This window comes from Enterobacter cloacae complex sp. SHL021, assembly GCF_049237765.1.
GTDB classification, from domain to species: domain Bacteria; phylum Pseudomonadota; class Gammaproteobacteria; order Enterobacterales; family Enterobacteriaceae; genus Enterobacter; species Enterobacter cloacae.
Genome location: NZ_JBMKJG010000008.1, coordinates 112,099 through 138,734, shown reverse-complemented (window position 1 = coordinate 138,734; position 26,636 = coordinate 112,099). Strand labels below are relative to the sequence as shown.

At 58.2% G+C, this 26,636-nt stretch carries 6 protein-coding genes and 2 pseudogenes; 2 read left to right on the top strand and 6 right to left on the bottom strand.

All coding sequences use genetic code 11. From position 1 onward, the window contains the following. Positions 1-16 precede the first annotated feature (16 nt). Positions 17-289 carry a DUF883 family protein gene (locus tag ACOTZF_RS10240; RefSeq protein ID WP_013096686.1) on the top strand — a complete coding sequence of 91 codons (273 nt, stop codon included), beginning with the start codon at positions 17-19 and terminating at the stop codon, positions 287-289. Between the two features lie 28 nt (positions 290-317). On the opposite strand, the gene ACOTZF_RS10235 is transcribed toward ACOTZF_RS10240, so the two are convergent. Beyond that, positions 318-1,781: an EAL domain-containing protein gene (locus ACOTZF_RS10235; RefSeq protein WP_129251655.1), complete on the bottom strand. Its 1,464-nt coding sequence runs from the start codon at positions 1,779-1,781 to the stop codon at positions 318-320. A 327-nt stretch (positions 1,782-2,108) separates the two neighbouring features. Here ACOTZF_RS10235 and ACOTZF_RS10230 point away from each other — a divergent pair, with 327 nt between their 5' ends. Next, entirely contained in the window at positions 2,109-2,993 is an 885-nt protein-coding gene (locus ACOTZF_RS10230) for a MarR family transcriptional regulator (RefSeq protein ID WP_129251654.1), read from the top strand. Positions 2,994-3,033: 40 nt separating this feature from the next. On the opposite strand, the gene ACOTZF_RS10225 is transcribed toward ACOTZF_RS10230, so the two are convergent. The 5 genes and pseudogenes from ACOTZF_RS10225 to ACOTZF_RS10205 all read right to left on the bottom strand — a co-directional run bounded on the left by ACOTZF_RS10225 (position 3,034) and on the right by ACOTZF_RS10205 (position 25,922). Then, a complete protein-coding gene (locus ACOTZF_RS10225) occupies positions 3,034-4,209 on the bottom strand; it encodes an HlyD family type I secretion periplasmic adaptor subunit (RefSeq protein WP_013096690.1) in 1,176 nt (391 codons plus the stop codon). After that, complete coding sequence (locus tag ACOTZF_RS10220; protein ID WP_095453722.1) at positions 4,206-6,386, bottom strand: type I secretion system permease/ATPase; 2,181 nt, start codon at positions 6,384-6,386, stop codon at positions 4,206-4,208. Before ACOTZF_RS10220 ends, ACOTZF_RS10225 begins: the two co-directional genes overlap by 4 nt. A gap of 71 nt (positions 6,387-6,457) precedes the next feature. Next, positions 6,458-24,115, bottom strand: a pseudogene (locus ACOTZF_RS10215) (Ig-like domain-containing protein); the annotation flags it as partial. A 3-nt stretch (positions 24,116-24,118) separates the two neighbouring features. Continuing rightward, positions 24,119-24,463 (bottom strand): annotated as a pseudogene (locus ACOTZF_RS10210) (BapA/Bap/LapF family prefix-like domain-containing protein); the annotation flags it as partial. A gap of 121 nt (positions 24,464-24,584) precedes the next feature. Beyond that, positions 24,585-25,922, bottom strand: coding sequence for a TolC family outer membrane protein (locus ACOTZF_RS10205; RefSeq protein WP_013096692.1), 1,338 nt, complete (start codon positions 25,920-25,922; stop codon positions 24,585-24,587). Positions 25,923-26,636 lie beyond the last annotated feature (714 nt).

Genomic DNA, 26,636 nt, shown 5'->3' with positions numbered 1-26,636 from the left:
ACAAAAGGAGGTAACAATGTCTGATTTCGACGCTGATAAAAATGCACAGTATGCTGGTGATAAAGCCAAAAATAAACTCGACGAACTGACGGGCTCTGCTCAGCAGCAGTTTGGTGAATTCGTTGACTCCCCTAAACATCAGGTGAAAGGGGCAGCACGGAAATATGCTGCGCAGGCCAGTGATGCCGTTTCTGATGTCACTGAGGCAGTCAGAAATAACCCGTTAACCGGCCTGATTGCGGCTGGTGCAGTGGGTATAGTTCTGGGCCTGTTACTCGGCCGTAAATAATCTCAGGCCCCACGGGGCCTTATTTTTATTAACTAAACAATCTTACCATGCGATCTAACTCCTCTTCCTTCACGGCGCGGGAAAGATAATATCCCTGAAAACTTTTTACGCCTAACGCCACCAGCTTTTCAAATTTCTCTTCGCTATCCACCCCCTCTGCAATACATTCGCTGCCGGTCATATCACTGTAAATCTGAATCGCTTTGATAAGTTTGTAATCATTGTCATTAGCGACAAACTTTCCGACAATATCCCGGTCAAGCTTTAAACCATCAAAATGAACCTGCCTCACCGGAAACATGGTTTGATGGCTGGAGAAGCAATCATCCAGGAATAACCGACACCCCGTACTGCGCAGGCGACGCATGGTTTCTGGGATGGTTTTATCTTTGGTCACATCAATATCTTCAGCAAATTCAAAGACCAGGTTCCCGGCCCACTGGGGTTTGAGCAGCATCTTGATGGCTTTTTTGGCCATCTCGGGCAAGGCATTTCCGGCCGCGAGTTCCGGCGGTATATTCACCGAAAAATAATATTTCCCGTTATATTTGTTGATGCCAGAAACAGCGGCATGCAGCACCAGCGCCGTGATATTCAACCATAGCTCACGATTTTTCACCCCGGTAAGAAAATGGGCAGGCTTGATAATTTTACCGTTCTTGTTCCAGCGTAATAAAATCTCAAACCCAACACCTTTTTTATTTTCATCGGTGATGATTTGATACGCAGGAAATATCTCCCTCTTAAGCAGCGCATTAAAGACATCCACCTCAGTACTGGACAGTGATTCTATTTTCCCCTGCCGTTCCCCACTCCCTGGTGCAGAAAAACCCTGAGAATTTTTATACCACAACTGGATTAATTGCAGCTTTCTTAAACCGGCCTTGCGATGTGTATATACCGTTTTATTCGTCAGCCCAAATTTTTTGCACTGTTTATTTACCGACATACCCCGGTAGAAATGTAATAAGACATCGAGTTCTCTGTTTGTGAGCCCTTTTTGACGATCTTTAAAGCTACAGTCCGCATGATGATCCTGCAATGAGCGAGATCTGTCCCTGCATGCGTCGCTTTTTTTCTGGACACGCGCAATAATATCGCCGCTGTTGGCGATGCGGATCAGAGATAATTTTTGATTGTTATTCAATAAACTACGCAAGGTCCCGTACAGCCAACTGTCAGGTATATTGCCATACAGAGTGACCGGGCGGATAACGGGAAGCGTGTTAAGAAGATCGGCAAGGTGCCTGAGGCTCTGCAAAAGATCCACGATCTCTTCCCCGAGAAAGACCGTAATTTTAGCGTCCTGATTTTTGATAATAGTGTAGACATCTTCCCGATTTGCGACGTCATCCTCAAAACGCACCTGTGACGCCACCCCTCCCTGCTCTTTCAGTAACAGACGGTACCCCTGGAACGTAAAACTGCAGGCTGAAATAACAAATTCCTGTGCATGACAATCATGATTATTGTGAGAATTGTTTTGAATCATAATGCGCTCCTGGGTACAAAAACACCGTTGCCCTGGTCAATAATGACCAGCACATCGAGACTAAAAACATGCGGAAATGTCACAAGCCTGAATATAACCTGCGTAACAGGTTAATTTTATCTTACCCCCGTAGGTTAATAAACCGTTATCAGCGTCTCGCCCTGCAACATCTTTGCGTTAATCACCGCCTGGATCCATATGCTGTGCAAATATAACAATCTTTGCAAATAACGACGGAAAATGTTTTCCCCGCAAGGTATAATGAAAATTCCGAAAAAGAAGTCTGGACACTTCATTACGTCGGCTTGCTCAAAAAGAGAAAATGCTATGGATAATCATATCTCATCCAGGGCCTTGCTACATCGAAGGGATGTTATTAAGAACAACCCGCGGTTTAGCGAGGCAATAATAGAACACTACAAAATCAATGACAGCATCTATAAAAAACAACCCTTGTTCTACAAAACAATGCTCCAGGAATCACGATTCAATATTATTCTTGCCATGTGTTGTTTTATATTCGGCAATCAGGCCGAATCTGTTTCAGAGATAAAAGCATTATGTTCGCGATACAAAATCGCCAGTCCCAACAGCGTTATTGCTATCATCACCTTACTGAGAACTACCGGGCGGATTAAGACCTGGCGCTGTACGGAGGATCGCCGAAAGACGCGCATCGCCCCCACGCAAAAAGGACTGGATGAACTAAAACGTTACATGAGCGGCGCATTTATACCCGTCAGTATTCTTTACCCGACATTTAACATCGACCTTAACCTGTTAGATAACGATATTCTGAGAAATAACTTTTTCCGCCGGGCGGCTGAGTATCTGTTTCGCGGATTAACCTTCAAAGCCGTGTTACCGGAAGTGGGGTTATTTATTGATAAAGATGGAGGGCGAATGATTATGCTGTATTTATATTTGCAGGCCATTAAAAACAAAACTGCACATGGCGCGATAATTGATTATTCGCCCGGCACGCTGGCGAAAGCGTTTTTTGTCTCACGTATCCACGTGGCGCGCATAATTAAATCCGCGCAAGAGGCAGGTTATCTTAAAGACAGAGGGGATGGCCGCATGACCATTTATCCTGCATTTATGCAGCTCGTCGAAAATTATGCCGGGTTATATTTTGCCTATGTCACGCATTACATCAACGTGGTTCCGAAGGAGCGACGCCAGGGGGGTGACGTAACCTCCCCGGTATAATCCTGGGGCGTTCGGTTTCCCGAGCGCCCTTTTCTGTTCGTCAGCGTTCCCGCAACGCCTCTTTCGCCTTGTTCAGCGGTTTCAGCAGATAATCCAGAATGGATTTACTGCCCGTTTTAATATCCACCGTCGCAATCATCCCCGGAAACACCGGAAATTCCTTGCCCTGTTTATTGGTCAGGTGGTTACTGTCAGTACGGATATAGACGCGGTAGTAGTACACGTCTCTTTTGACCTCATCCTGAAGGGTATCGGGTGAAATCATGGTCACCTCACCCGTCAGTCCACCATAAATCGAGTAGTCATAGGCGGTGATTTTCACCAGCGCTTTTTGTCCGGGGTGGATAAACGCCACATCACGCGGTGAAATTTTCGCTTCAACCACCATCTGATCGTCAAGAGGCACCAGGCTCATCAGTTTCCCATTGGGCGGGATCACCCCGCCGACGGTGGTGACGTCGATGTCCTTCACAATCCCGCGCACCGGCGCGTTGAAGGTCAAACGGGTCAGGGAATCCTCGCGTCCTTTCATGACCGAGCGCTGGGCTTCGATCTCCGCATTCGCTTTCGCCAGCTCTTCACGGGCGCGCACGTAATACTGGTTTTTCATTTCGGTGATTTTGTTCTCAAGCTCGTTTTTTTGCCGCTCCAGACGTAACACCTCCACCTTGCTCGCCGCCCCCTGAGTGACCAGCGGACGGGTTAACGACAGCTCGCGCTGGACCAGTTCAGCCCCCTGCCGTAAACCGGCCAGCCCTTTTTCCAGGCTTTCGCGACGGGACTGGAAGAGCGCCGTTTCCTGTTTGACCAGTTCAACGTCGTCATCCAGCTCTTGCGGAAACGTCAGTTCCGTGTCGTTCACTTCCGCTTTCAGGCGCGCAGCCGTGGCCAGCGCGGCATTCAGACGAGACTCACTCTCCAGCACGCTGGATTCTGTCTTGGTGCGGTCAAGCTGAGCCAGCCGCTGCCCACGTTCAACGATGTCACCTTCGCGCACCAGCAGGCTATGGATAATGCCCCCCTCCAGCGACTGAATGACCTGCTCGTGAGAAGACGGGATCACTTTGCCGTTGCCGGTGGTGACTTCATCAAGCTGGAACAGACTCGCCCATGCGATAAACGCCGCAAGCAGCGCGAACAGCGACCAGGCCACCCACGTTGAGCGCGGCAGGCGCGGCTCTTTCAGGCGGCTGTTATAGCGGGATAGATCATTCATGCCATTCCCTCCTCGGCCACGGCCGCCGGTTTCATGGTCACGGTACGCTGCGCTGCCTTTTGCGGCGCCATACCGTGCTGACGCAAGATCGCGTCGCGCGGGCCATCCATCACCACTTTGCCGTTTTCCAGCACGATGATGCGGTCAACCAGATCCAGAATCGGCAGCCGGTGTGTTGCCACCACCAGCGTCCGGCGCTTGCCCAGCCATTGCTGTAAGTGCTGAATGAACTGCTTTTCGCTCATCTCATCCAGCCAGGCGGTAGGCTCGTCCAGCAGAAGAATATTGGGCGACGTGATCAGGGCGCGCGCCAGCAACAGCGCCTGTCGCTGGCCGCCGGATAACCCGGCCCCCCCTTCATTGATGAGGTAGTTCAGCCCCATTTTCTGCTTACGCACGAACTCCAGCGCACCGCTGTTAACCAGCGCCTGATGGATCTCCTCGTCGGTAGCAAGCGGGTTGCCCATCAGGATATTGTCGCGCACAGAGCCAAAGAACAGCCGCGCCTGCTGGCTGAGCAGCTGCATATCCCGGCGCACATCGGCGGTGTCGAGATGATTTAAGGCAATATCATCCAGCAGAATGCTTCCCTGCTGCGGTTCCTGCATCCCGGCCAGAAGCTGCAGCAAGGTACTTTTGCCGGAGCCGTTGCGCCCCAGCACCGCCACCCGTTCGCCGGCGCGGATCTGCAATTTGCTGATGTGCAGCACGGTCAGTTTTTCCTCGTCGTCGTACCAGAATCCCACGTCGTCGAGGGTATAGTTCCCGCGCAGATGGGCTTTATGCACCTTTTTACCCTGCTGAGGATCGTCAATCGGGCGCTGCATCAGGTCGTCCAGACCCTTTCTCGCCACCTTCGCCGACTGCCAGCGGGACAGCACGCCCGAAATCTGTGAGAGCGGCGCGATGGTGCGCGAGGCCAGAATCGAGGTCCCCACCAGCGCACCGGTGGTCATGTCACCGCTGATGACCAGATAGCACCCCACCAGCAACACTACCGCGTAAACTATGGACTGTACCTCCTGCGTCCAGGTCAGGAGCAGCCCGGTCAGCCAGCGCTGTTTCATTCCGACGGTGGCCGCCACATCGTTGGTGTTGTTCCACTGATTCTGAAAACGCTGTTCGGCGCGCATCAGCTTGATGTCCTCAATGCCCTGTACCGCCTCCACCAGGGTGGCGTTACGAATGGCGGATTCGCGCATCCCTTCGCTGGAGAGTTTTCCCAACGGGCGCTGTACCAGCAGGCCCGGGATCAGCAGCAGCGGCACGGCAAGCAGAACCACCAGCACCAGCGGACCGCCAATCATCCACAGAATGAACACAAACAGCAGGAAGAACGGCAGATCGGAAATCGCCGCAATGGTGGTGGAGGTAATCAGCTCGCGCACCGACTCCAGCTCGCGGATCTGGGCGATAAACGACCCGGTCGATTTAGAGCGGGCGCCGTTTTTGATCCGCAGCGCGTGAGCAAACACCCGCTCGGAGATCCGCAGATCCGCTCGCTTACCTACCACATCCGAAATATGCACGCGCAGCATGCGCATAATGAATTCGAAGACGATGGCGAGCATGACGCCGCCAAACAGCACCCACAGCGTGGCTTCAGACTGCGAGGGCACCACCCTGTCGTACACCTGCATGGAGAAGACCATGCCGGAGAGCGCCAGCACGTTCGCGACCAGCGCCACCAGCATGATGTCGCTGTAGCGTCGCCAGTCTTTCAGCGCCAGCTGCCAGAACCAGTTTTTCTCATAGGGTTTGATGTAATCATCCACGCGGGCATCCGGCGTGGATTCGAGCGGGCGCAACACCAGCAGTGTTTTCAGCCGTGCGCCGAGCGCTTCCCGCGTTAATGTTGTCTCCAGCCCGCCATCGCCGCTGAACTGCAGGCTGACGTTGCCGTCGTTGTCCATGCGGTTAATAACCGCGATCTGTCCGCCAGTGAACTCCGCCAGCAGCGGTAAACGCCACGGGTCGAGGGAGACGGCGTCTGCTTCCACCTTACGCATCCCAAGCCCAAGCTGGCGCGCCATCTCCTCCAGCACCAGCTGGCGCGGGGACTGGCTTTCATGGTTAATCGTGACCCGAACATGCTCCGCCGAAAAATCCAGCCGATAGTGCTTCGCGATGGTGAGCATGCCCTGCAACCAGGGTTCGTACTGTGGATGTGTCTTCATAATCTCCGGGTTAACGCAAGTCGTCTAAAGAAACGCAAAAGGCCGCGGGGATCGCTCCCCGCGGCAGGGTTTTACGCAATTAACAGTTGATGATTGGCCAGCAGCGTCGCCAGATCCGTCTGGACGCCGTTCAGGGTCACCAGCGTGGTAGGCGAGAACTGACCGCCCGTACCGTCGAGGTCAACCTGGATTTCGGTATTGCTGCCGTTTTGCACCACGCGGATGTAATCGGTGATGTTCCCCGCGCTGCTGTCCAGCGTTGCCACCCCGTTCACATAGCTCGCCGAGCCCGTGCCGGTATAGCCGCTGTCGGAGAGCAGATCGCGCAGGTCGATACGGTCCGTATCCGCCGTGCCTTCCCAGGTGCCGACGGTAAAGCCGTTCACCACATCGTGACCGTTACCACCCGTGGCATCCGACGCGTTGATGAGCTTATAGAGCAACGTGTCGTGGCCGCCGCTGCCGATATTGAAGGTGTCGTTTCCGCCCCGGCCTTCGAACTGGTTATCACCGCTGTTGCCGGTAATGACATCGTCGAAGTCCGAGCCGTTGATCCCTTCAATGTTCAACAACCGCGTGGTGCCAAACCCGGTGTCCTGCGCAGTGGAGAGGCGTAAATCAACGGTAATGCCGGACGTGGCGTTACGGTAATCCACCACGTCCATCCCACCGGTGTTGCTCCAGGTGTCATAGTCGGAATGGGTATTCCAGCCGCCGGAACCGTTATAGGTATAAGTGCCATCCTCTGCGATAAAGGTGTCGTTATACCCGGTGCCGGTAATCGTTCCGCTGTGGCCGCCGGTGGCCGCTTCGGCAGTGAGCACGTAGCCCTCCTTACCGTTGCCCGCCTCCAGGCCGCTCCAGGTGACGTTATCCGACACGCCGTTAGTGATCTTGACAATCTCGGCCGAGTAGGTCTCATTCGGATCCAGCCCGTAGAAACTCACCAGCGCAGAGGTATCGTTCGAGCCGATACCGGACTGGGCGTTGATGATCTGCGAGGCCACCAGCACACCCGCGGCGTTATACAGATTGACCGTGTTGCCGTAGTAAGCGTTGATACCCTCACTGTCGACAATGTGCAGGTGCATCGCGGTGCCGTCGGCAATGGTTTTGCTGTTTTGCACCAGCACCACCTTGCCGTTTTGCTGCGACACCAGCAGATCCTGTGCGCCGTCCCAGTTGTAATCCACCGCAGCCACGCCGGTGACGTTGGCAAGCCCAGACGCCAGCTGGCTCGAGGTCCAGGTGGAACCGTAACCGTTGTTGGTGAACAGGGTCGCGGTTTGTGACGCGCCGTAGGTGCTGAGCTTGATGATGTCCATCTGCCCGTCACCGTTCCAGTCCACCGCCACCGACAGATACCCCGCCGTGGCGTTAGAAGCTTCTACCGCGCTCTTGGTCGTGGACAGCTGCCCTGCACCGTTGTTGTAGTAGATCACCCCGCCGGTGTTGTTGTAGCTGCTGCCCAGGTACAGATCCATGTAGCCATCGCCGTTGAAGTCCGCCCACGTCATGGAGGCTGCCGTGGTGGTATTCGCCGCGTTAACCACAAACACGTTGGTCAGGTTCTGGCCGATGGAGAGCGTGCCGTTGCCGTTGTTGTTCATCACGGTTAACGAGTACGCGCCGCTGCGGTTGGTGTGCTGCACAATGTCTACGGTGCCGTCGTTGTTCAGGTCGACGCCGGAGATTTCACGCATGGTGGTGAATTGTCCCCAGAAGCCTGCCCCGCCGTTGGTACCGTCTGGTGTCAGCACGCCATTGTTGTTGATCAGATAGGTTATGGAGTCCGCACCCGCATCGCCGTATGCCAGATCCAGATAACCATCCCCGTTTTTGTCGTACGCCACCACGCCGCCGTACCAGATGGTGGTCCCCATCGCCAGCTGGCTGGCGTTATAGGTGCTGCCATCGTAGGTCCACATGACCTGCGTGGAGCCTGCGTAGCCGGTTTCAGTACCGAACACATCCTGTGTGCCGTTTCGGTCAAAGTCTGCTGCCGTCTGGCTCACAACGTAGTAAGAACGCGTGTTGGTCAGCGCATTACCCGCATAAGTGGAGCTATCGCTGCTGGAGTAAGACTGGCCGTTAGCAATGATATTCCACAGGCCGCTGCTGTTCGTGCCGACGGTCATGGTCGAGTTATTGCTGTTCCCCGCCGTGGTCGCCCAGTCGGTATTCACGGTGGTGGTATCAATCACCAGGCTGCCGTTGGCAATACCGGTGGTATTACCGTTGCCCGCGCTGCTCTTCACCTGAGCGGTGACGTTATAGCTCGCCACGCCCAGCGCATCGCTGTCCGGGATCTGCAGATACCAGGTGTTGTGATCCGGGTCGACCACTACCGCACCGCCGGTCTGGGAGGTGTAGGTTTTCCCGTTCACCGTCACCACCAGATATTCACCGTTCACCAGGTCTGCGGATACCGTACCGCTGACAATCGGCGTGGTATCGGAGGTGGTCTGGGCGGTAATTGCCGCCGTGGTGGTCGGCACGCTGGTATCGACATTCAGCACAAACCCGTCCGATTCCGTGTAGTTACCGGCTTTATCGGTGACGCGCACAATGTAGGTGTGGTTGCCATCGCTCAGGCCGTTGTCCTGGAAGGACCAGCTGGCGCTGCCGTTCATGGTTACCTGACCAAGCAGAATGCCGTCGCGATAGAGCTGCACAATTTCGCCGTCGTCCGGGGCGCGGTTCAGCGTGCCGTTGATCAGCGGTGAGGTATCATCCGTCGCCACCGACGTACCGTAAGTGCCCTGACGCTCGCCTTCACCGTCGGTGTAGCTCACCACGGTACCGATGGTGGTTGGCGGCGTAGTATCGACCGTCACCACCTGCGACGCGGTGGAGCCAACGTTACCCGCCTGGTCGATAATCCGCACCTGGTAGGTGTAGTCCCCGTCATCCAGATCGCGGGTATCGGTGTAGCTCCAGCGCTGGTTGGTGACCGTGGTGTCAACCCACGTATTTCCGCCGTCGAGGCTGATCTGCACGCGCTCGTCGTCTGCCAGCGCGCTACCGAGCGAACCGTTAATGGTCAGCGTGGTGTCCATGGTGATGAAATCACTGCCGGACTGTCCGGTATCGTCGCTGATGCTGTCGATAGTGACGCCGTACTGCGGCGCCTGCGTATCCACCGTTACCACCTGCGACGTGGTAGCCCCGACGTTCCCCGCCTGGTCGACAACACGTACCTGGTAACTGTAGCTATCGTCGGTCAGCGTGCGCGTGTCGTTATAGCTCCACTGCGTGCCGCTCACGGTGGCGTAGACCCAGGTGGTGCCGCCATCCATGCTCACCTGAACGTACTCACCCGCTCCCAGTTCAGCACCGAGCGTGCCGTGCAGGGTGTAGGATGTCGAGCTGGTCAGGAAGTCGTTATTGTCGAAGCCGGTATCCACGGTGATGTTATCCACGCTCACCGTAATCGCCGCATCCGGGGCCACCGTGTCAACGGTGACCTGCTGATGGGCGCTGGCACCCACGTTACCTGCGGCATCCACCACGCGAACGTAGTAGTCGTAGGTCTGGTTAGCCAGCGTGCGGCCATCCACGTAGTACCAGCTGTTGCCGGTGACAATCACGTTCTGCCAGGTCACGCCGCCGTCAATACTGATCTGGGCATATTCCCCGTCGGCCAGCGTCGCGCCGAGCGAGCCGTGCAGCGTCAGCGAGGTATCGCTGGTGATAAAGTCGCTGCTGCTCAGGCCGGTGTCATCGCTGATGCTGTCGATGGCGATCGTTTTGCTGGCGTCCGGCACAACGGTATCGATGGTCACTACCTGGCTTACGGTAGCGCTGATATTCCCCGCATCATCAATGACGCGCAGCTGGTAGTTGTAATCCCCGTCGGCCAGCGTACGGCCATCCACATAGGTCCAGCTCAAACCGCTGACGCTAACATCGGTCCAGTTCCGTCCGCCGTCGAGGCTGATCTGGACGTGGTCACCGCTGCCCAGCGCCGCGCCCAGCGTCCCTTTCAGGCTGATCTGCGTATCGCTGGTAATAAAGTCGCTGTCGGACAGACCGGTATCCTGGGAGATGGAGTCAACCGTAATGCTCGTTGCCACAGGCGCGGTCAGATCAATCACCACGTCCTGGCTGTCCGTTGCCCCCACGTTGCCCGCGTTATCGATCACCCGCACCTGGTACTGGTACGTATCGTCCGTCAGAGTGCGGCTATCGGTGTAGCGCCAGGTCGTGCCAGTGACGCTCAGATCACTCCACGTGGCCCCGCCGTCCAGGCTGATCTGCGCCTTCTCGTTGTTGCCGAGCTGCGCGGTCAGGGAACCGTTGATGATAATCTGGCTGTCGTTGGTGATGAAATCACTCGCGCTCAGACCGGTGTCGTTTTGCAGGGAATCAATGCTGATCCCCATCGACGGCGCAGTCAGATCCACGGTAACGGTGTGGTTGTCGCTGGCGCTGTTGCCGATGGTGTTGCTCACCTGCGCGTTAATGACATACGCGCCGCCGTCTGCCAGCGCGGAAACATCTGCGCTGCCGAGCGTATAGCTCCAGCTGCCGTCATTCTGCACGGTCGTCGTATAGGACTTGCCGTTCAGGGTCACCGTCACCGTCTGGCCCGCTGGCGCGTCGGTAGTACCGCTGATCACCAGCGGCGTACCGTGTTCGGCGGCGCTGACGATGTCGTCCTGGGCAAAGGTGTTAATAACGATCGTCGGTACCTCGCCGTTCAGCGTCACGTCGTGCGTGGCGCTGCCCGGGTTGCCCGCCTTATCGCTCACCGAGGCGGTAAGGGTGTAATCCCCGTCGCTCAGGCCAAGGAAATCTCGGCCCGGTACGAAGACCGACCACGTACCGTCTGCCGCGACGGTTGCCTGATAGCTGTGGCCGTTAAAGGAGACGGTCACTGTCTGGCCCTGTTCCGCCGTAGTGGTGCCGCGGATGGTCTGGCCGGCCAGCTGCTCGGCGTTGTTGACAATATCGTCATCGGCCACGGTGCTGATGGTGACGGTCGGCGCAACGGTGTCCACCGTTAAGGTGTGCGTGGTCTGGCCGTTATTACCGGCGTTGTCATTGACCGACGCGGTCACCGTCAGCGCGCCCTGGCTGAGTGCAGCCAGGTCAGTGGCCGGAACATCCAGCGTCCAGGTGCCGTCATCTGCCACGGTGGCAGTGTAGGTTTTGCCGCCCAGGGTCACGGTGACGGTCTGGCCCGCCTCTGCACTGGAGGAGCCGTGCACGGTCAGCGGCTGCTGCGCTTCCGCTGCGTTCAGCACGTCATCGCCCGACAGCGTTGCAATGCTCACCACCGGCGCAGTGGTATCCACGCTGATGCTGTGCGTTGCCGAAGCGCTGTTGCCCGCGCTGTCCTGCGCCGAAACCGCTACCTGATAGTTCGCGCCATCGGCCAGCGCACCCACATCGGCTGCCGGTACGGTGGTGCTCCAGCTGCCGTCGCTCTGAATGGTGGCCGTATAGCTCTTGCCGTTCAGGGTCACGGTCACCACCGTGCCGCTGGCAAACTGGGCACTGGAGCCGTTAATCACCAGAGACGTAGCCGCTTCTGCTGCGTTGATTACGTCATCGCCACTGAGGGTATTAACCGTCAGCGCCACGGAGGCGGTGTTAACCACCACGTCGTGGGTCTGGGTGCTGCTGTTGCCCGCGCTGTCGGTGATGGTTGCGCTGAGGGTCACGGTGCCGTCATTGAGCGCAGAAATCACGCTCGCCGGTACGCCCACGCTCCAGTTACCGCTGGCATCAACGGTGGTAGTGTACTGGTTTGAACCCAAGGTGATGACGACCTTATCGCCTACGTTCGCGCCGGTGGACGTGCCGCTGACGATCTGCGCCTGCGCATGTTCCACGCTGTTGATGACATCATCGCCCGCCACCACGTTAAAGCTGACGGTCGGCGGTGTGGTATCCAGCGTAATCGCTTTGTTCGCGCTGCCCGGGTTACCCGCCGTATCGCTGACGCTCACCTGCACCGTATAGCCATTATCAGCCAGTGCGGACAGATCGGCGGAAGGTACGTTGACGCTCCAGGTGCCATCCGGTTGTACCTGGGCGGTATAGCTGTTGCCGCCCAGCGTCACGGTAACCGTCTGCCCGGTTTCTGCCGTGGTCGTGCCGGAGACAGTCACACCAGCGGATGCTTCGCTGCCGTTAATAACGTTATCGCCTGCAACCGTATCAATGGTGACGCCTGGCGCGGTGGCATCCACGCTGTACTCACGCCCTGCGGACGCGCTGTTGCCGTGCGCGTTGGTGACGCTCACCTGCACGCTGGCATCGCCGTCTTTCAGGCCCGCGAGATCCGCGGACGGCACGGTGGCGGTCCAGTTGCCGTCGGCATCGACGGTGGCGGTATAAGACTTGCCGCCAAAGGTGACGGTAACGGTCTGGTTTTCTTCCACGTTGCTGGTGCTACCGGAGAGCACCAGATCCGCACCTTTCTCCGCCGCGTTAATCACGTCGTCAGCGGCGATGGTGTCAATGCTGATGGCGACCGCGGTCAGATCGACCGTGACGTCATGGCTGATGGTCACCGGGTTGCCTGCTGCGCTCTGGCCTGCAACGGTGACGGTGACCGTACCAGCAGCCAGCGCCCCGACGTCTGCGGCCGGGATCGCCGCGCTCCACGTACCATCTGCCAGCACGGAAGCCGCATAGGTTTTGCCATTCAGGGTCACGGTGAGCGTTGTGCCCGCCGCCAGCCCGTCGCTGGAGCCGGTGACAATCAGGTTCTGACCATGTTCGATGCTATTGATCACATCGTCGCCCGCCACGGTGTCCACACGCAGACCCGGCAGGTTGGCGTCGATGGTGATATCGCGTTCGCCCGTACCGGTGTTGCCGTGGCCGTTGGTGACGGTCGCTGATACCGTTAAATCGCCGTTGCCCAGCGCGGTCAGGACCGACTCCGGAACGCTCACGGACCAGCTCAGATCGCTCTGCACCGTCGCGGTGTAGCTGTTGCCGCCAATCGTCACGGTTACGGTGTTGCCCGCTTCGGCATTCGCCACGCTGCCGCTGATGGTCTGGCCTGCCGCCACTTCTGCTGCGTTAATCACGTTGTCGCCCGCCACGGTATTAATGGTGACGGTCGGCAGTGCGGTGTCGACCAGCAGGTTCGCCGTATTGCTCACGCTGTTGCCCACGCCGTTGGTGGCGGTCGCGTTCAGGGTGTAGTTCGCCTGTCCCAGCCCCGCCAGGTCGGCGGCCGGAACCGTCAGGCTCCAGGTACCGTCTGCCGCCGTGGTGGCCGTGTAGTTTTTACCGTTCAGGGTCACGGTCACCACGGTGCCTTCTGCCAGGTTGGCGCTGGTGCCGCTGACGTTCAGATCCTGGCCTTTCTCCACCGCGTTCAGGATGTTGTCATCGCTGATAGTGTTGAAATTAACCGAAGGCAGACCGGTATCGACGGTCACGCTATGGGTGCCGGTGCCGGTATTGCCCGCCGCGTCAGTGACTGACGCAGTCACGGTCACGCTGCCGTCGCTGAGGCCGGAAATGACGCTGGCCGGTACGCCCACGCTCCAGTTGCCCGCCGCGTCCAGCACGGTGGTGTAGCTCTGGCCGCCAATCGTCACGGTGACCTTATCACCCGCCGCCGCGCCGGTGGCAATGCCGCTGATGATTTGTGCCTGGCCGTGTTCTGCGATGTTAATGACGTCATCGCCCGCGATGGTGCTGATGGTCACCTCAGGCACGGTCATGTCCACCGTCAGATTATGATCAACCGATGCCGGGTTACCCGCCTTGTCGCTGACCGATGCGGTGACGGTCACGCTGCCGTCGCTGAGCGCCGCCAGATCCGCTGCCGGGACGTTCAGCGTCCAGTTACCGTCTGAACCGACCGTTGCGGTGTAGTCCTTGCCGTTCAGGCTCACGGTCACCGTCTGGCCCGCTTCCGCGGTGCTGGTGCCGGAGACGGTCAGGTCAGACTGTGCTTCTGCGGCGTTGAGGATGTCGTCCGTCGCGAGGGTGTTGATGGTCACGGATGGCACGGTGGCGTCCACGCTGTACTCGCGTCCTGCGGACGCGCTGTTGCCATTGACGTTGGTAACGCTCACCTGCACGCTGGCGTCGCCGTCTTTCAGACCGGCAAAATCCGCCGCTGGCACGGTGGCGGTCCAGTTGCCATCGGCATCGACCTGCGCAGTATAGATTTTACCGCCCATGCTCAGGGTGACGGTCTGCCCGGCTTCCACGTTGGTGGTGGCGCCAGAGAGCACCAGATCCAGGCCCTTCTCCGCCGCGTTAATCACGTCGTCGGAGGCAATGGCATTGATGCTGATGGCCACCGTTGCCAGATCCACGGTGACATCATGGCTGATGGTAATTGGGTTACCCGCCGTGCTGTCGCCGGTGACGCTGATCTTCACGGTGCCTTCCGGCCACGTGCTCACGTCCGCCGCCGGGACCGCCGCGCTCCAGGTGCCGTCCGCCAGCACCGTTGCGGAATAGTCTTTCCCGTTGACGGTCACGGTCAGTGCGGTGCCTGGGGTCAGCCCGTCGCTGGAGCCGGTGATAATCAGGTTCTGGTTGTGCTCAATGGTGTTGATCACATCGTCGCCCGCCACGGTGTCCACACGCAGGCCCGGCAGGTTGGCGTCGATGGTGATGTCACGTTCGCCCGTACCGGTGTTGCCGTGGCCGTTGGTGACGGTCGCGCTCACGCTCAGACTGCCGTTGCCGAGCGCGGTCAGAACGTCGGACGGCACGCTTACGGACCAGCTCAGATCGCTCTGCACCGTCGCGGTGTAGCTGTTGCCGCCAATCGTTACCGTTACGGTATTGCCCGCTTCGGCATTCGCCACGGTACCGCTGATGGTCTGGCCCGCCGCCACTTCCGCCGCGTTAATCACGTTGTCGCCCGCCACGGTGTTAATGACGACGGTCGGCAGCGCAGTGTCGACCAGCAGATTCGCCGTATTGCTTACGCTGTTGCCCACGCCGTTGGTGGCGGTCGCATTCAGGGTGTAGTTCGCCTGACCCAGACCCGCCAGATCGGCAGCCGGAACCGTCAGGCTCCAGGTACCGTCTGCCGCTGTGGTGGCCGTGTAGTTTTTACCGTTCAGGGAAACGGTCACCACGGTGCCTTCTGCCAGGTTGGCGCTGGTGCCGCTGACGTTCAGATCCTGGCCTTTCTCCACCGCGTTCAGGACGTTGTCATCGCTGATAGTGTTGAAATTAACCGAAGGCAGACCGGTGTCGACGGTCACACTATGGGTGCCGGTGCCGGTATTGCCCGCCGCGTCAGTGACTGACGCAGTCACGGTCACGCTGCCGTCGCTGAGGCCGGAAATGACGCTGGCCGGTACGCCCACGCTCCAGTTACCCGCCGCGTCCAGCACGGTGGTGTAGCTCTGGCCGCCAATCGTCACGGTGACCTTATCGCCCGCCGCCGCGCCGGTGGCTATGCCGCTGATGATTTGCGCCTGAGCGTGTTCTGCGATGTTAATGACGTCATCGCCCGCGATGGTGCTGATGGTCACCTCAGGCACGGTCATGTCCACCGTCAGATTATGATCAACCGACGCCGGGTTACCCGCCTTGTCGCTGACCGATGCGGTGACGGTCACGCTGCCGTCGGCTAAACCTGCCAAATCCGCCGCCGGGACGTTCAGCGTCCAGTTACCGTCTGAACCGACCGTTGCGGTGTAGTCCTGGCCGTTCAGACTCACGGTCACCGTCTGGCCCGCTTCTGCGGTGCTGGTGCCGGAGACGGTCAGGTCGGCCTGTGCTTCTGCGGCGTTGAGTATGTCGTCAGTTGCAAGGGTGTTGATGGTCACGGACGGCGCGGTAGCATCCACGCTGTACTCGCGCCCTGCGGACGCGCTGTTGCCGTTGACGTTGGTGACGCTCACCTGCACGCTGGCGTCGCCGTCTTTCAGACCGGCAAGATCCGCCGCTGGCACGGTGGCGGTCCATTTACCGTCTGTCCCCACGGTGGCAGTGTAGCTCTTGCCGCCGAAGGTAATCGTGACGGTCTGGTTCGCTTCCACATTCGAGGTGCTGCCGGAGAGCACCAGATCCGCGCCCTTCTCGGCCGCATTAATCACGTCGTCGGTGGCAATGGCGTCAATGCTGATGGCGACGCTTGCCAGATCCACCGTGACATCGTGGCTGATGGAGACCGGGTTACCCGCGCTGCTCTGACCTTCAACGGTCACGGTGACCGTGCCTGCAGCCAGCGCCCCGACGTCCGCCGCCGGAACCGCTGCGCTCCAGGAGCCGTCGGCCAGCACCGTCGCCGGGTAGGTTTTGCCGTTCACGGTGACGGTTAATCCCGTACCCGGCGTCAGACCGTCGCTGGAGCCGGTGATAATCAGGTTCTGTCCGTGCTCGATGGTGTTGATCACATCATCGCCCGCCACGGTGTCCACACGCAGGCCCGGCAGATTGGCGTCGATAGCAATATCGCGCTCAGCGGAGCCGCTGTTGCCCACATTGTTGGTTACGCTGGCGCTCACCGTCAGTTCGCCGTTGCCCAGCGCCGTCAGATCCGATTCCGGTACGTTGACAGACCAGGTGAGATCGCTCTGCACCGTGGCCGTGTAAGTGTTGCCTCCCAACGTCACGGTCACGGTATTGCCCGCTTCTGCATTCACCACGGTACCGCTGATGGTCTGCCCGGTTGCCAGCTCCGCCGCGTTAATGACGTCGTCACCCGCGACGGTATTGATGATGACCCCCGGCAGTACAGACTCCACGTTCACGGTGTGCGAGGTACTAGCACTGTTGCCAACGCTGTCCGTGGCTGACGCGGTGACGCTGTAAAGCGCTTCACCCAGTTGCCCCACCTCGCTCGCCGGAACGGTGGTGCTCCAGAGACCGTTATCATCCACCGTCGCGCTATACGCTTTGCCGTTGAGCATCACGGTAACAACCGCACCTGCCGTCAGGCCGGTGGTCGTACCGGTAATGGTCAGATCCTGCGTTTTCTCGGTGCTGTTGATCACATCATCACCGGACACGGTATCGATGGTCAGCACCGGGGCGGTCAGGTTCACCTCCACGTCATGGGTCGCGCTATTGCTGTTACCGGCTTTATCGGTCAACGCGGCGGTGATGGTGTAATCGCCCGCGGTCAGCGCACTGACGTCCGCCGCAGGTACCCCCACGCTCCAGTTGCCTGAGGCATCCACGGTGGCGGTATACGATTTGTTGTTAATGGTGACGGTAACCACATCGCCCGCTTCGGCGCCGGTCACGGAACCGGTCACCATCAGGGCCTGCGCATGCTCGGCGCTGTTGATCACGTCGTCGTCGGACACGGTGTTAATGGTCAACTGCGGAACCGTGATATCCACCAGCACGTCGCGATCCGCAGAGGCCGGGTTGCCCGCTTTATCGGAGACGGCGGCACTGATGGTGTAGTTGCCGTCCACCATGCTGCCCAGGTCCGCAGACGGCACGGTGACGCTCCAGCTGCCGTTGGCCTGTACGGTGGTGGTGTAATCCACGCCGTTCAGGGTCACGGTAACGGTCTGGCCCGCTTCGGCGTTGGTCACGCCGTTGATGTCCAGATCCTGCTGCGCTTCAAGCGCGTTGATGATGTTGTTATCGCTGACAATCTCAATAGAAACCGTCGGCGCGGTAGCGTCCACGCTATATTCGCGGCCTGCCGACGCGCTGTTGCCATTGACGTTGGTGACGCTCACCTGCACGCTGGCGTCGCCATCTTTCAGGCTACCCAAATCAGCCGATGGTACGGTGGCGGTCCAGTTGCCGCTGGCATCTACGGTGGCGGTGTAAGACTTGCCGCCGAAGGTGATGTAAACCGTCTGGTTTTCTTCCACGTTAGTGGTGGAGCCGGAGAGCACCAGATCCGCCCCTTTTTCTGCCGCATTGATCACGTCATCGGTGGCGATGGCGTCAATGCTGATAGCCACTGTCGCCAGATCCACGGTCACGTCATGTCTGATAGTCACCGGGTTACCGGCGCTGCTCTGGCCGTCAACGGTCACGGTGACCGTGCCCGTATTCAGCGCGCTGACATCTGCGGCAGGGATCGCTGCCGTCCAGGTGCCGTCTGCCAGCACCGTGGCCGCGTAGGTTTTACCGTTGACGGTGACCGTCAACGCCGAGCCAGCGCTCAGCCCCTCGCTGGTACCGGTGATAATCAGGTTCTGCCCGTGCTCAATGCTGTTAATCACATCGTCGCCCGCCACGGTGTCCACACGCAGGCCCGGCAGGTTGGCATCAATGGTGATGTCACGCTCGCCATAACCGGTGTTGCCGTGGCCGTTGGTGACGCTGGCCGTCACGGTCAGGTCCCCGTTGCCGATGGCGGTTAACACGTCAGACGGCACATTCACCGACCAGCTTAAATCGTCCTGAACGGTTGTCGTATAGTTGTTGCCGCCAATGGAAAGCGTGACAGTGTCACCGCTCGCGGCACCGCTCACTTTCCCGCTCAGCGTCTGGCCAGACGCCACTTCCGCAGCGTTAATGACGTCGTCGGTGGCAACCGCATTAATGGTGACAACCGGCAGCGCGCTGTCCACCAGCACGTTATGGCTTGCGCTCGCGCTGTTGCCTGCCGTATCGGTCACGCTCGCCGTCACGGTGTAGCTGGCTTCACCCAGCGCCGAGACGTTGGCTGCCGGAACGGTCACGCTCCAGTTGCCGCTGGCGTCGGTGGTGGCGGTATAACTGATACCGTTCACGGTTACGGTGATGGTGGTGCCGTCCGGCTGATTGCTGGTGCCGGAGAGCAGCAGATCGTCGCCCTTTTCGATCGCGTTAATCACGTCATCGGCCGCAAGGGTGTTGATGGCGATAACCGGCGCGGTCAGGGAGACCGTAACATCATGCGTGGCGGTGGTGCTGTTACCCGCTTTATCGGTGAGGGTTGCCGAGAGGGTCTGATCGCCGCTTACCAGCGCGCCGACGTCCGTGGCCGGAATGCCGGTGCTCCAGTTCCCGGAGGCGTCCAGCATGGCGGTGTAGTCTTTGCCGTTGAGGGTGACGGTAATCACGTCTCCCGCCTGGGCACCCGTGACCTTACCGGAGACGATCAGCGCCTGGCCGTGTTCGGCGATATTCAGGATGTCATCACCCGCCACAACGTCAAACACGATCTGCGGCACGGTGGTATCCACCAGCACGGCCGCATCGGTGCTCGCCGGGTTGCCGGCTTTATCAGAAACGGATGCCGTGACCGTGGCATTACCGTCGGCGATGCCCGCCAGATCGACCGCCGGGACGTCGAGCGTCCAGCTGCCGTCTGCCTGCACCTGCGCGGTATAGGTGTTGCCATTGAAGGCCACGGTCACCGTCTGGCCCGCTTCGGCGGTGGAGGTACCGCTGAGGGTCAGATCTTGCGCCGCCTCTGCCGCATTCAGGATGTTGTCACCGCTGATGGTATTGAGGGTGACCGTCGGCGCGGTGGTATCCACGCTGTACTCGCGCCCCGCCGACGCGCTGTTGCCGTTAACGTTGGTCACGCTCACCTGCACGCTGGCATCGCCGTCCTTCAGGCTGCTCAGATCCGCTGCCGGAACGGTGGTGGTCCAGTCGCCGTTGGCGTCTACCGTCGCCGTATACGTTTTCCCGCCCAGGGTAACGATCACGGTCTGTCCCGCCTCAACGTTGGCCGAGGTGCCGCTGAGCACCAGGTCTTCGCCTTTTTCCGCCGCGTTCAGCACGTTGTCAGCGGTCACGCTGTTAATGCTGATGGCGACCGGGCTGAGATCCACATCAACGACGGTGCCAATCGTGACCGGGTTGCCGGAGGTGTCCTGCGCGCTGGCGCTGATGGTCAGTGAACCGTCAGCCCACTGGGAGACGTCCGCCGCAGGCACGGCCGCCTGCCAGGTGCCGTCCGCCAGTACCGAGGCGGAATAATCCTTGCCGTTAATGGTGACGGTAACGGTGCTGCCTGCCGCCAGATCGGTGCTTGTGCCCGACACAATCAGGTTCTGACCGTGCTCGATGATATTGATGACGTCATCGCCTGCGACCGTATCAATACGCAGGCCCGGCATCTGGGCGTCGATGGTGAAGTCCAGCGAGGAAGAGCCAGTATTGCCGTGCACGTTGGTGACGCTGGCCGATACGGTCAGTTCGCCGTTGCCAAGTGCGGTTAACTGGCTCTGGGTTAATGGCAGGCTCCAGGTGAGATCGTCCTGAACCGTGGTGGTGTAGGTCTGGCCGCCGAGCATAATGGTGACAGTGTCACCTGAAGCAGCATTAGTAACCTTACCGGTCAACGTCTGCCCCGCGGCCACTTCCGCCGCGTTAACGATGTTATCGCCCGCCAGCGCGTTGATGGTCACAACCGGCAGCGAGCTGTCCACCAGCACATCGTGCGTGGTTGAGGCGCTGTTGCCCACGCTGTCGGTGACGCTGGCAGTCACGGTGTAATGTGCCTCGCCCAGCGCGCTGACCGCAGAGGCAGGTACGGTGACGCTCCAGTTGCCGCTGGCGTCGGTGGTCGCGGTGTAGGTGATGCCGTTAAGGCTAACGGCAATCGTCGTCCCTTCCGGCTGGTTGCTGGTCCCGGAAAGCAGCAGATCCTCGCCTTTCTCCGTCGCATTGATCACATCGTCCGCCGCCAGGGTATTGATAGCGATTTCCGGCGTCACGGTGTTGACCACTACGTCCACTGCGCTACTGCCGGTATTACCGGAGCGATCGGTCACCGAGACGTTAACGGTCCAGGTCCCGTCTGTCAGACCCTGTACAACGGAGGCTGGCAGGCCGAGGCTCCAGTTCCCCGCCGCATCCACCACGGTGGTGTACTCCACGTTATTCAGGGTGATGGTCACCAGGTCACCCGCTGCCGCACCGGTGACCGACCCGCTCAGGATCTGCGCCTGTGAATGTGCGAGCTGGTTAACGGTATTGGTGTCGGTGACAAAATCGTTAATGGTTACCTGCGGGACGGTCGCATCCACCAGCCCAACGCGGTCTGCGCTGCTGCTGTTGCCTGCCACGTCACTCACGGTTGCCGTTACCGTGACGGTGCCGTCGGTCAGAGCGCCGAGATCCGCAGCCGGTACGTTCACCGTCCAGGTCCCGTCACTCTGGACCGTGGTCTGATAGTACTTGCCGTTCAGCGTAACGGTAACCGTCTGTCCCGCCTCAGCATTGCTGCTGCCGCTTAAGATCAGATCCTGCTGCGCTTCGGCCGCATTAATGATGTTGTCGTCGGTCAGGTTATCGATCGTAATGGACGGCGGTAAGGTATCCACGGTCACCACGCGCGACGCGTCGGCGCTGTTGCCGCTGACGTTCGTCACGCTGACGCTGACCTGCGCGCGTCCGTCAATCAGCGTCTCCATGGCGCTGGCCGGCACGTTCAGGCTCCAGGAGCCATCCTGCTGCACCTGCGCGGTAAAGGTCTGGTCGGCGAATTTCACCACCACGGTCTGCCCGGCCTCTACGCCCTGCGTCTGGCCCGACAGCACAAGATCGGCACCTTTTTCAGCCGCATTCAGCATGTCATCGCTGCTAACGGTATCGATGGTCACCGCCACGGCGTTCAGATCCAGCTCGATGGGGTGCTCAGCTGAAACGGTATTTCCCCAGGCATCTGTCGCGCTGACGTGAACGGTGATATCTCCGGCCGTCCAGCCCTGCAGATCGGACGCCGGGACGCCGATTTGCCAGCTGCCGTTGGCGTTGACCACGGCGGCATACTCGACGCCGTTGATGGTGACGGTGACGTGCGTGCCCGCTGCCAGGTGGGTACTGGAGCCGGTCACGGTCAGATCCTGCTGCTGCTCGATGGCGTTGATCACGTCATCGCCAGAAATGGTATTCACCCGCAGGCCAGGAAGCTCGGCGTTGATGTTGATATCACGCTCGCCGCTGCCGGTGTTGCCGTGGGCGTTGGTGACAGAAGCGGTAAAGGTTAACGCCCCGTCGCCAAAGGCCTTCAGATCGGCTGACGAAATGGCCACGCTCCAGGTCAGATCGCTGCCTACTGTAGCGGTGTAGCTCTTACCGCCCACCGAAACAGAGACCGTGTCGCCCGCCGCCGCGCCGGTGACGCGCCCGCTCAGGGTTTGATCCACCGCCACTTCAGCATTGTTGACCAGGTTGTCACCGGCGAAGGTATTGATAATCACCTGCGGCAGCACGGTATCCACCAGCAGCGTCGCTTCGGTGGAGCCGCTGTTACCGGCGGCATCGGTGCCGCTCACGCTGACGGTGTACAGGGTGTTTGCCAGGTTCAGAACGTCAGACACCGGCACCTGAACTGACCAGATGCCGTTATTAACGGTGGCCTGATAGCTCACGTTATTCAGCGTGACGTTTACCACGCTGCCGTCTGGCAGGTTGCTGGTGCCGCTCAGGCTCAGCGGCTGCATCGCCTCCTGCGCGTTCAGCACGTTATCCTGGCTGATGGCATTCAAGGTGAATTCCGGTGGGATACCGCTCAGGGTAATGCCGTGGGTGGCGTTACCGGTATTGCCCGCCGCATCGGTCACCGAAACCGAAATGCTGTGGTTACCTTCCCCCAGCGCGCCAATGACTGACGCCGGTACGCCTACGCTCCAGCTGCCATTCGCCTGCACCACGCCGGTAAAGCTCTGGCCGCCAACGGTCACGGTGACCACATCGCCTGCTGCGGCTCCGGTCGCCTGGCCGGAAATAATCTGCGCCTGGCCCTGCTCACTGGTGTTGAGAATATCGTCGCCCGCGACGGTATTGATGGTCACGACCGGGGCGACAGTATCCACGGTGAAATGCGCCTGGGTGGATGACCCGTTCCCGGCTTTATCGCTGACGTTCACCGTCAGGGTGTGTTCACCATTCGCCAGCGACTGCACCTCGCTGGCTGGCAGCGTGACGGACCAGGTACCGTCGCTGCCCACCGTGGCGGTATGGTTTTTACCGTTCACTGTCACCGTGACAATCTGACCGGCTTCCGCCGTGGTTTTCCCGCTCAGCGTCAGCGGCTGATGGTGTTCAGCGGCATTGATAATATTGTCCTGCGCGACAGTATCGACCGCGATGGTCGGTGCCGCAGTATCCACGCCAATCGTCTGACTGCCGTTCACGGTATTGCCCGCCGCGTCCTTGCCGCTGACGTTCACCGTCCAGGTGCCGTCGCCCAGCGCCTGCGCATCCGCCGCAGGCACCTTCACGCTCCATGCGCCGTTTGCACCCACCTCAGCCGTATAGGATTTGCCGTTCAGCGTAACGGTCAGCTCTGTTCCCTGCGCCAGGTTCTTGCTGGCACCAGAAAGCGTAAAGCCTGTGGACTGCTCGCTGGCGTTGATGACGTTATCCCCCGCCGTGGTTGCCAGCGTCACGCTCGCCACGGCAGTATCAACGGTCACGGTGATGCTGCCTGCGGAGGTCGTTTTACTGCCGTCGATCTGCACGACTGACCAGGTATGTTCCCCGTCTGTCTGGGTCGGCAGTTTTACCGTCCAGGTGCCGTCTTTACTGACCATCGCGCTGGCAAGCGTATTGCCGCTGCTGTCTTTGATCTGAATGGTCGCGCCCGGTTGCCCGGTACCGCTAAAGGTTGGCGTGTTATCGTCGGTGATCGCATTTGCACTCAGCACGCCCTGCTTGTCGCCCGCAAGATCGGTGAGCATGAAGGTTGGCGTTGCGCTCTCAACTTCTTTCGTATTATCAATAACTTTTGTTTTTGTTTCGCCGTCACCACCGTGAGCCAGCAGTGCCCCAATAGCACCGCCGCCTAACGCCGCCCCCGCAATCCAGCCCCATGGCGCATCGCTCAATATGCTCTCCTGGGTCAGGAAAGGTTCAATGCTGCTAATAGGTGTGGCTTGCGCGGTTAATTCAGTAACGGCTGCGCCTGACGCTTCCCCGGCATCGACAAAAGAGATATGTGTTAATTCCTGATTATCGTTAAATACCAGTTCAGACTGGTTATGGGTTTCAGGATCTTCAACGAAATAGTTATTGCAGCGAATAACGCTGCCATCTTTCATATAAATGAGAAGGTCTTTCCCCTGGCGGACGTAACGCACCACGTCCTGTGCAGAACCCTGGATTTCAATCACGCTCGGAGAGGAAATGGAGACCGACAGATTTCCTTCGCCGGTTAATTTCGTTTTCTCCGCTGTCTTGCGAATGATGACATCTACAACTTTTACGTTACTCATATTTCTCTCCTTGCAGGTGCTCGGATTCCTGTGGATATGTCCACCAGATGGATGTAGCTATCCCTGGGAAATTTCACCCATTATTTTCAGATTTATTTCGCGCAGAAAGGCGCGGCTTTTTTCAACTCAAATCGGGTAATTTTGCGGCAGCGTTTTTTTCTACTCCAATAAGCGTCATGAGATTATCAACAGCGGAGGCGTAATTAATTGCCGCGCTCCAGCCATCATATTCAGCCATTATTTTGGCAGACGTGGCCTGCCAGACATCCTGTTCTACGCTGAGCAAATCATTAATGCTCCGCTTGCTCAGGGTGTATTCATTTTTGTAGACCGCGCGGGCACGTAACGCGTTTTCAAGCTGTAAGCTTCCGGCGGCCATTCTTCCACGCGCGCCGGTCCAGTCTGCCTGCGCGACGGAGGCTTTTTGCAGCACATCAAACCGCGCCTGATCGACCTGAGAGGAGGCCATCGCCCTGGTGCCTTCAGCCTGACGAACGCGTGCCGAAACGGCACCGCCCTGATACAGCGGTGCATCGATATTGAGCTGGATCTGGTCATCCCAGTAAGCGCGGTTATCCGACTCATAGCGCGTGCGGCCTCCTTTCAGGCTTAACGTTGGCCAGTGCTGAGATTTTGCGGTTTCCACCCCATACTGGGCTGAACGCTCCATATTCTGCGCGGCCATGACCGCCGGTATCAGCGAGTAATCGATCTGGTTGACGGCATTCTGCTCTACGGCAAGCTTCTCAGGGACCGGTGAATAGGCTTCAGCCTGCATGCCCGTCAACACCGCGAGCCTTGCGCGGGCGCTGTTGAGCGCGGCGTTGTACTGCTCCACCGTCGCCTGCATACCGGCGATCCGCGTGCGGGTCTGCAGCTCATCGGAGGTTGAGCTTACGCCTGCATCCGCGCGCAGTTTCGCCAGCTGCTCCACGTTTTTGAGGGCCTGCACATTCTCTTTAGCCGCCTGCAACAGATCGCTATAACGTCTGACCTCCACGTAGCTCAGCGCGGTTTTTTCCGCCACGGCGGTGAGCGTCTCCATCAGCTGATAACGATAGCTATCGCGTCGCGCTGAAGACTGGCTAATGCTGTTATTCGTCTTGCCAAAGTCATAAATGAGCTGCGTAAGGCTTAATCCCCATGCCGCTGAATTTCTCAGTGAACCGCTGGAATCGGTGGTTTGGCTATGGCCCGTACTGCCGTTCAGCGATATTTGCGGCATCCATCCGCTACGTGCTTCATCTATTTGCGCCTGACCAATACCCAATTGTGCCGCCTGCTGGCTGACCGACGGATCGCGATCGATGGCAAAAAGAATACTTTCTTTTAATGTTGTCGTCGGCACCGTGGCAAAACCCAACGCGCCGCTATTGGCATAGGTCGTATTAATGCATGCCGAAATTAACACCAGCACTGCGGATAATCGGACCCACTTATAATTTCGCTCTCTCATCATTTATATCTCCCTGAGCCTGCGAATGGTTTAACCCTTTACCCAAAAAGAGGTATAGATAATCAGAAAAATATTATTAATCCCCCGTACTGAATTTCGGGTAATAGCTCCCCATACCCATTTCCATTGGAGATGAGAGCCGACCTTAGCCTAATATGAATTAAGAATTTACTTACTTCTTAACTGATTCGCAGCATAACAAAATGTGGTATAGGCAACTACACCCACAATGTTAATGTGGTGTTACAACTAAGAAAAATCATGGGGTTTCTGGACAAACTCTTAAAAATGGCCTTTCAAATGAAACTAATAAAGTCATTGTTATTTAAGTGAAATTTAAAAATACCCGGATGTACATTTTTGCGTTAATTTCCACGCGCGTCAGACACAAAGATTTTCAAAGAAATGTCAACTTAAGTAGCGCCGCCCTATTTATTGGCATAAAAAACCTAGCAAATGCATTTTTTAGGAATTTTATTGGTTTAAATAGTTTCTTAATAGAACAACAAACCAGTAAAGCGAAATTAACTGGTTACAAAGTCCAAACAGCCAGATAAAACATCGTCATAACATATTGATTACCCTTAGAAACCGTTCACTTATATTTAATCAATAACAGCTCAATTATCACGCAACTGAACTAATGTGTGGTTGCCCTTTTCTCTGCGACAAAATGCTGTATTATGCGAACTATTGCGACATTTTGCAGGATTGCTG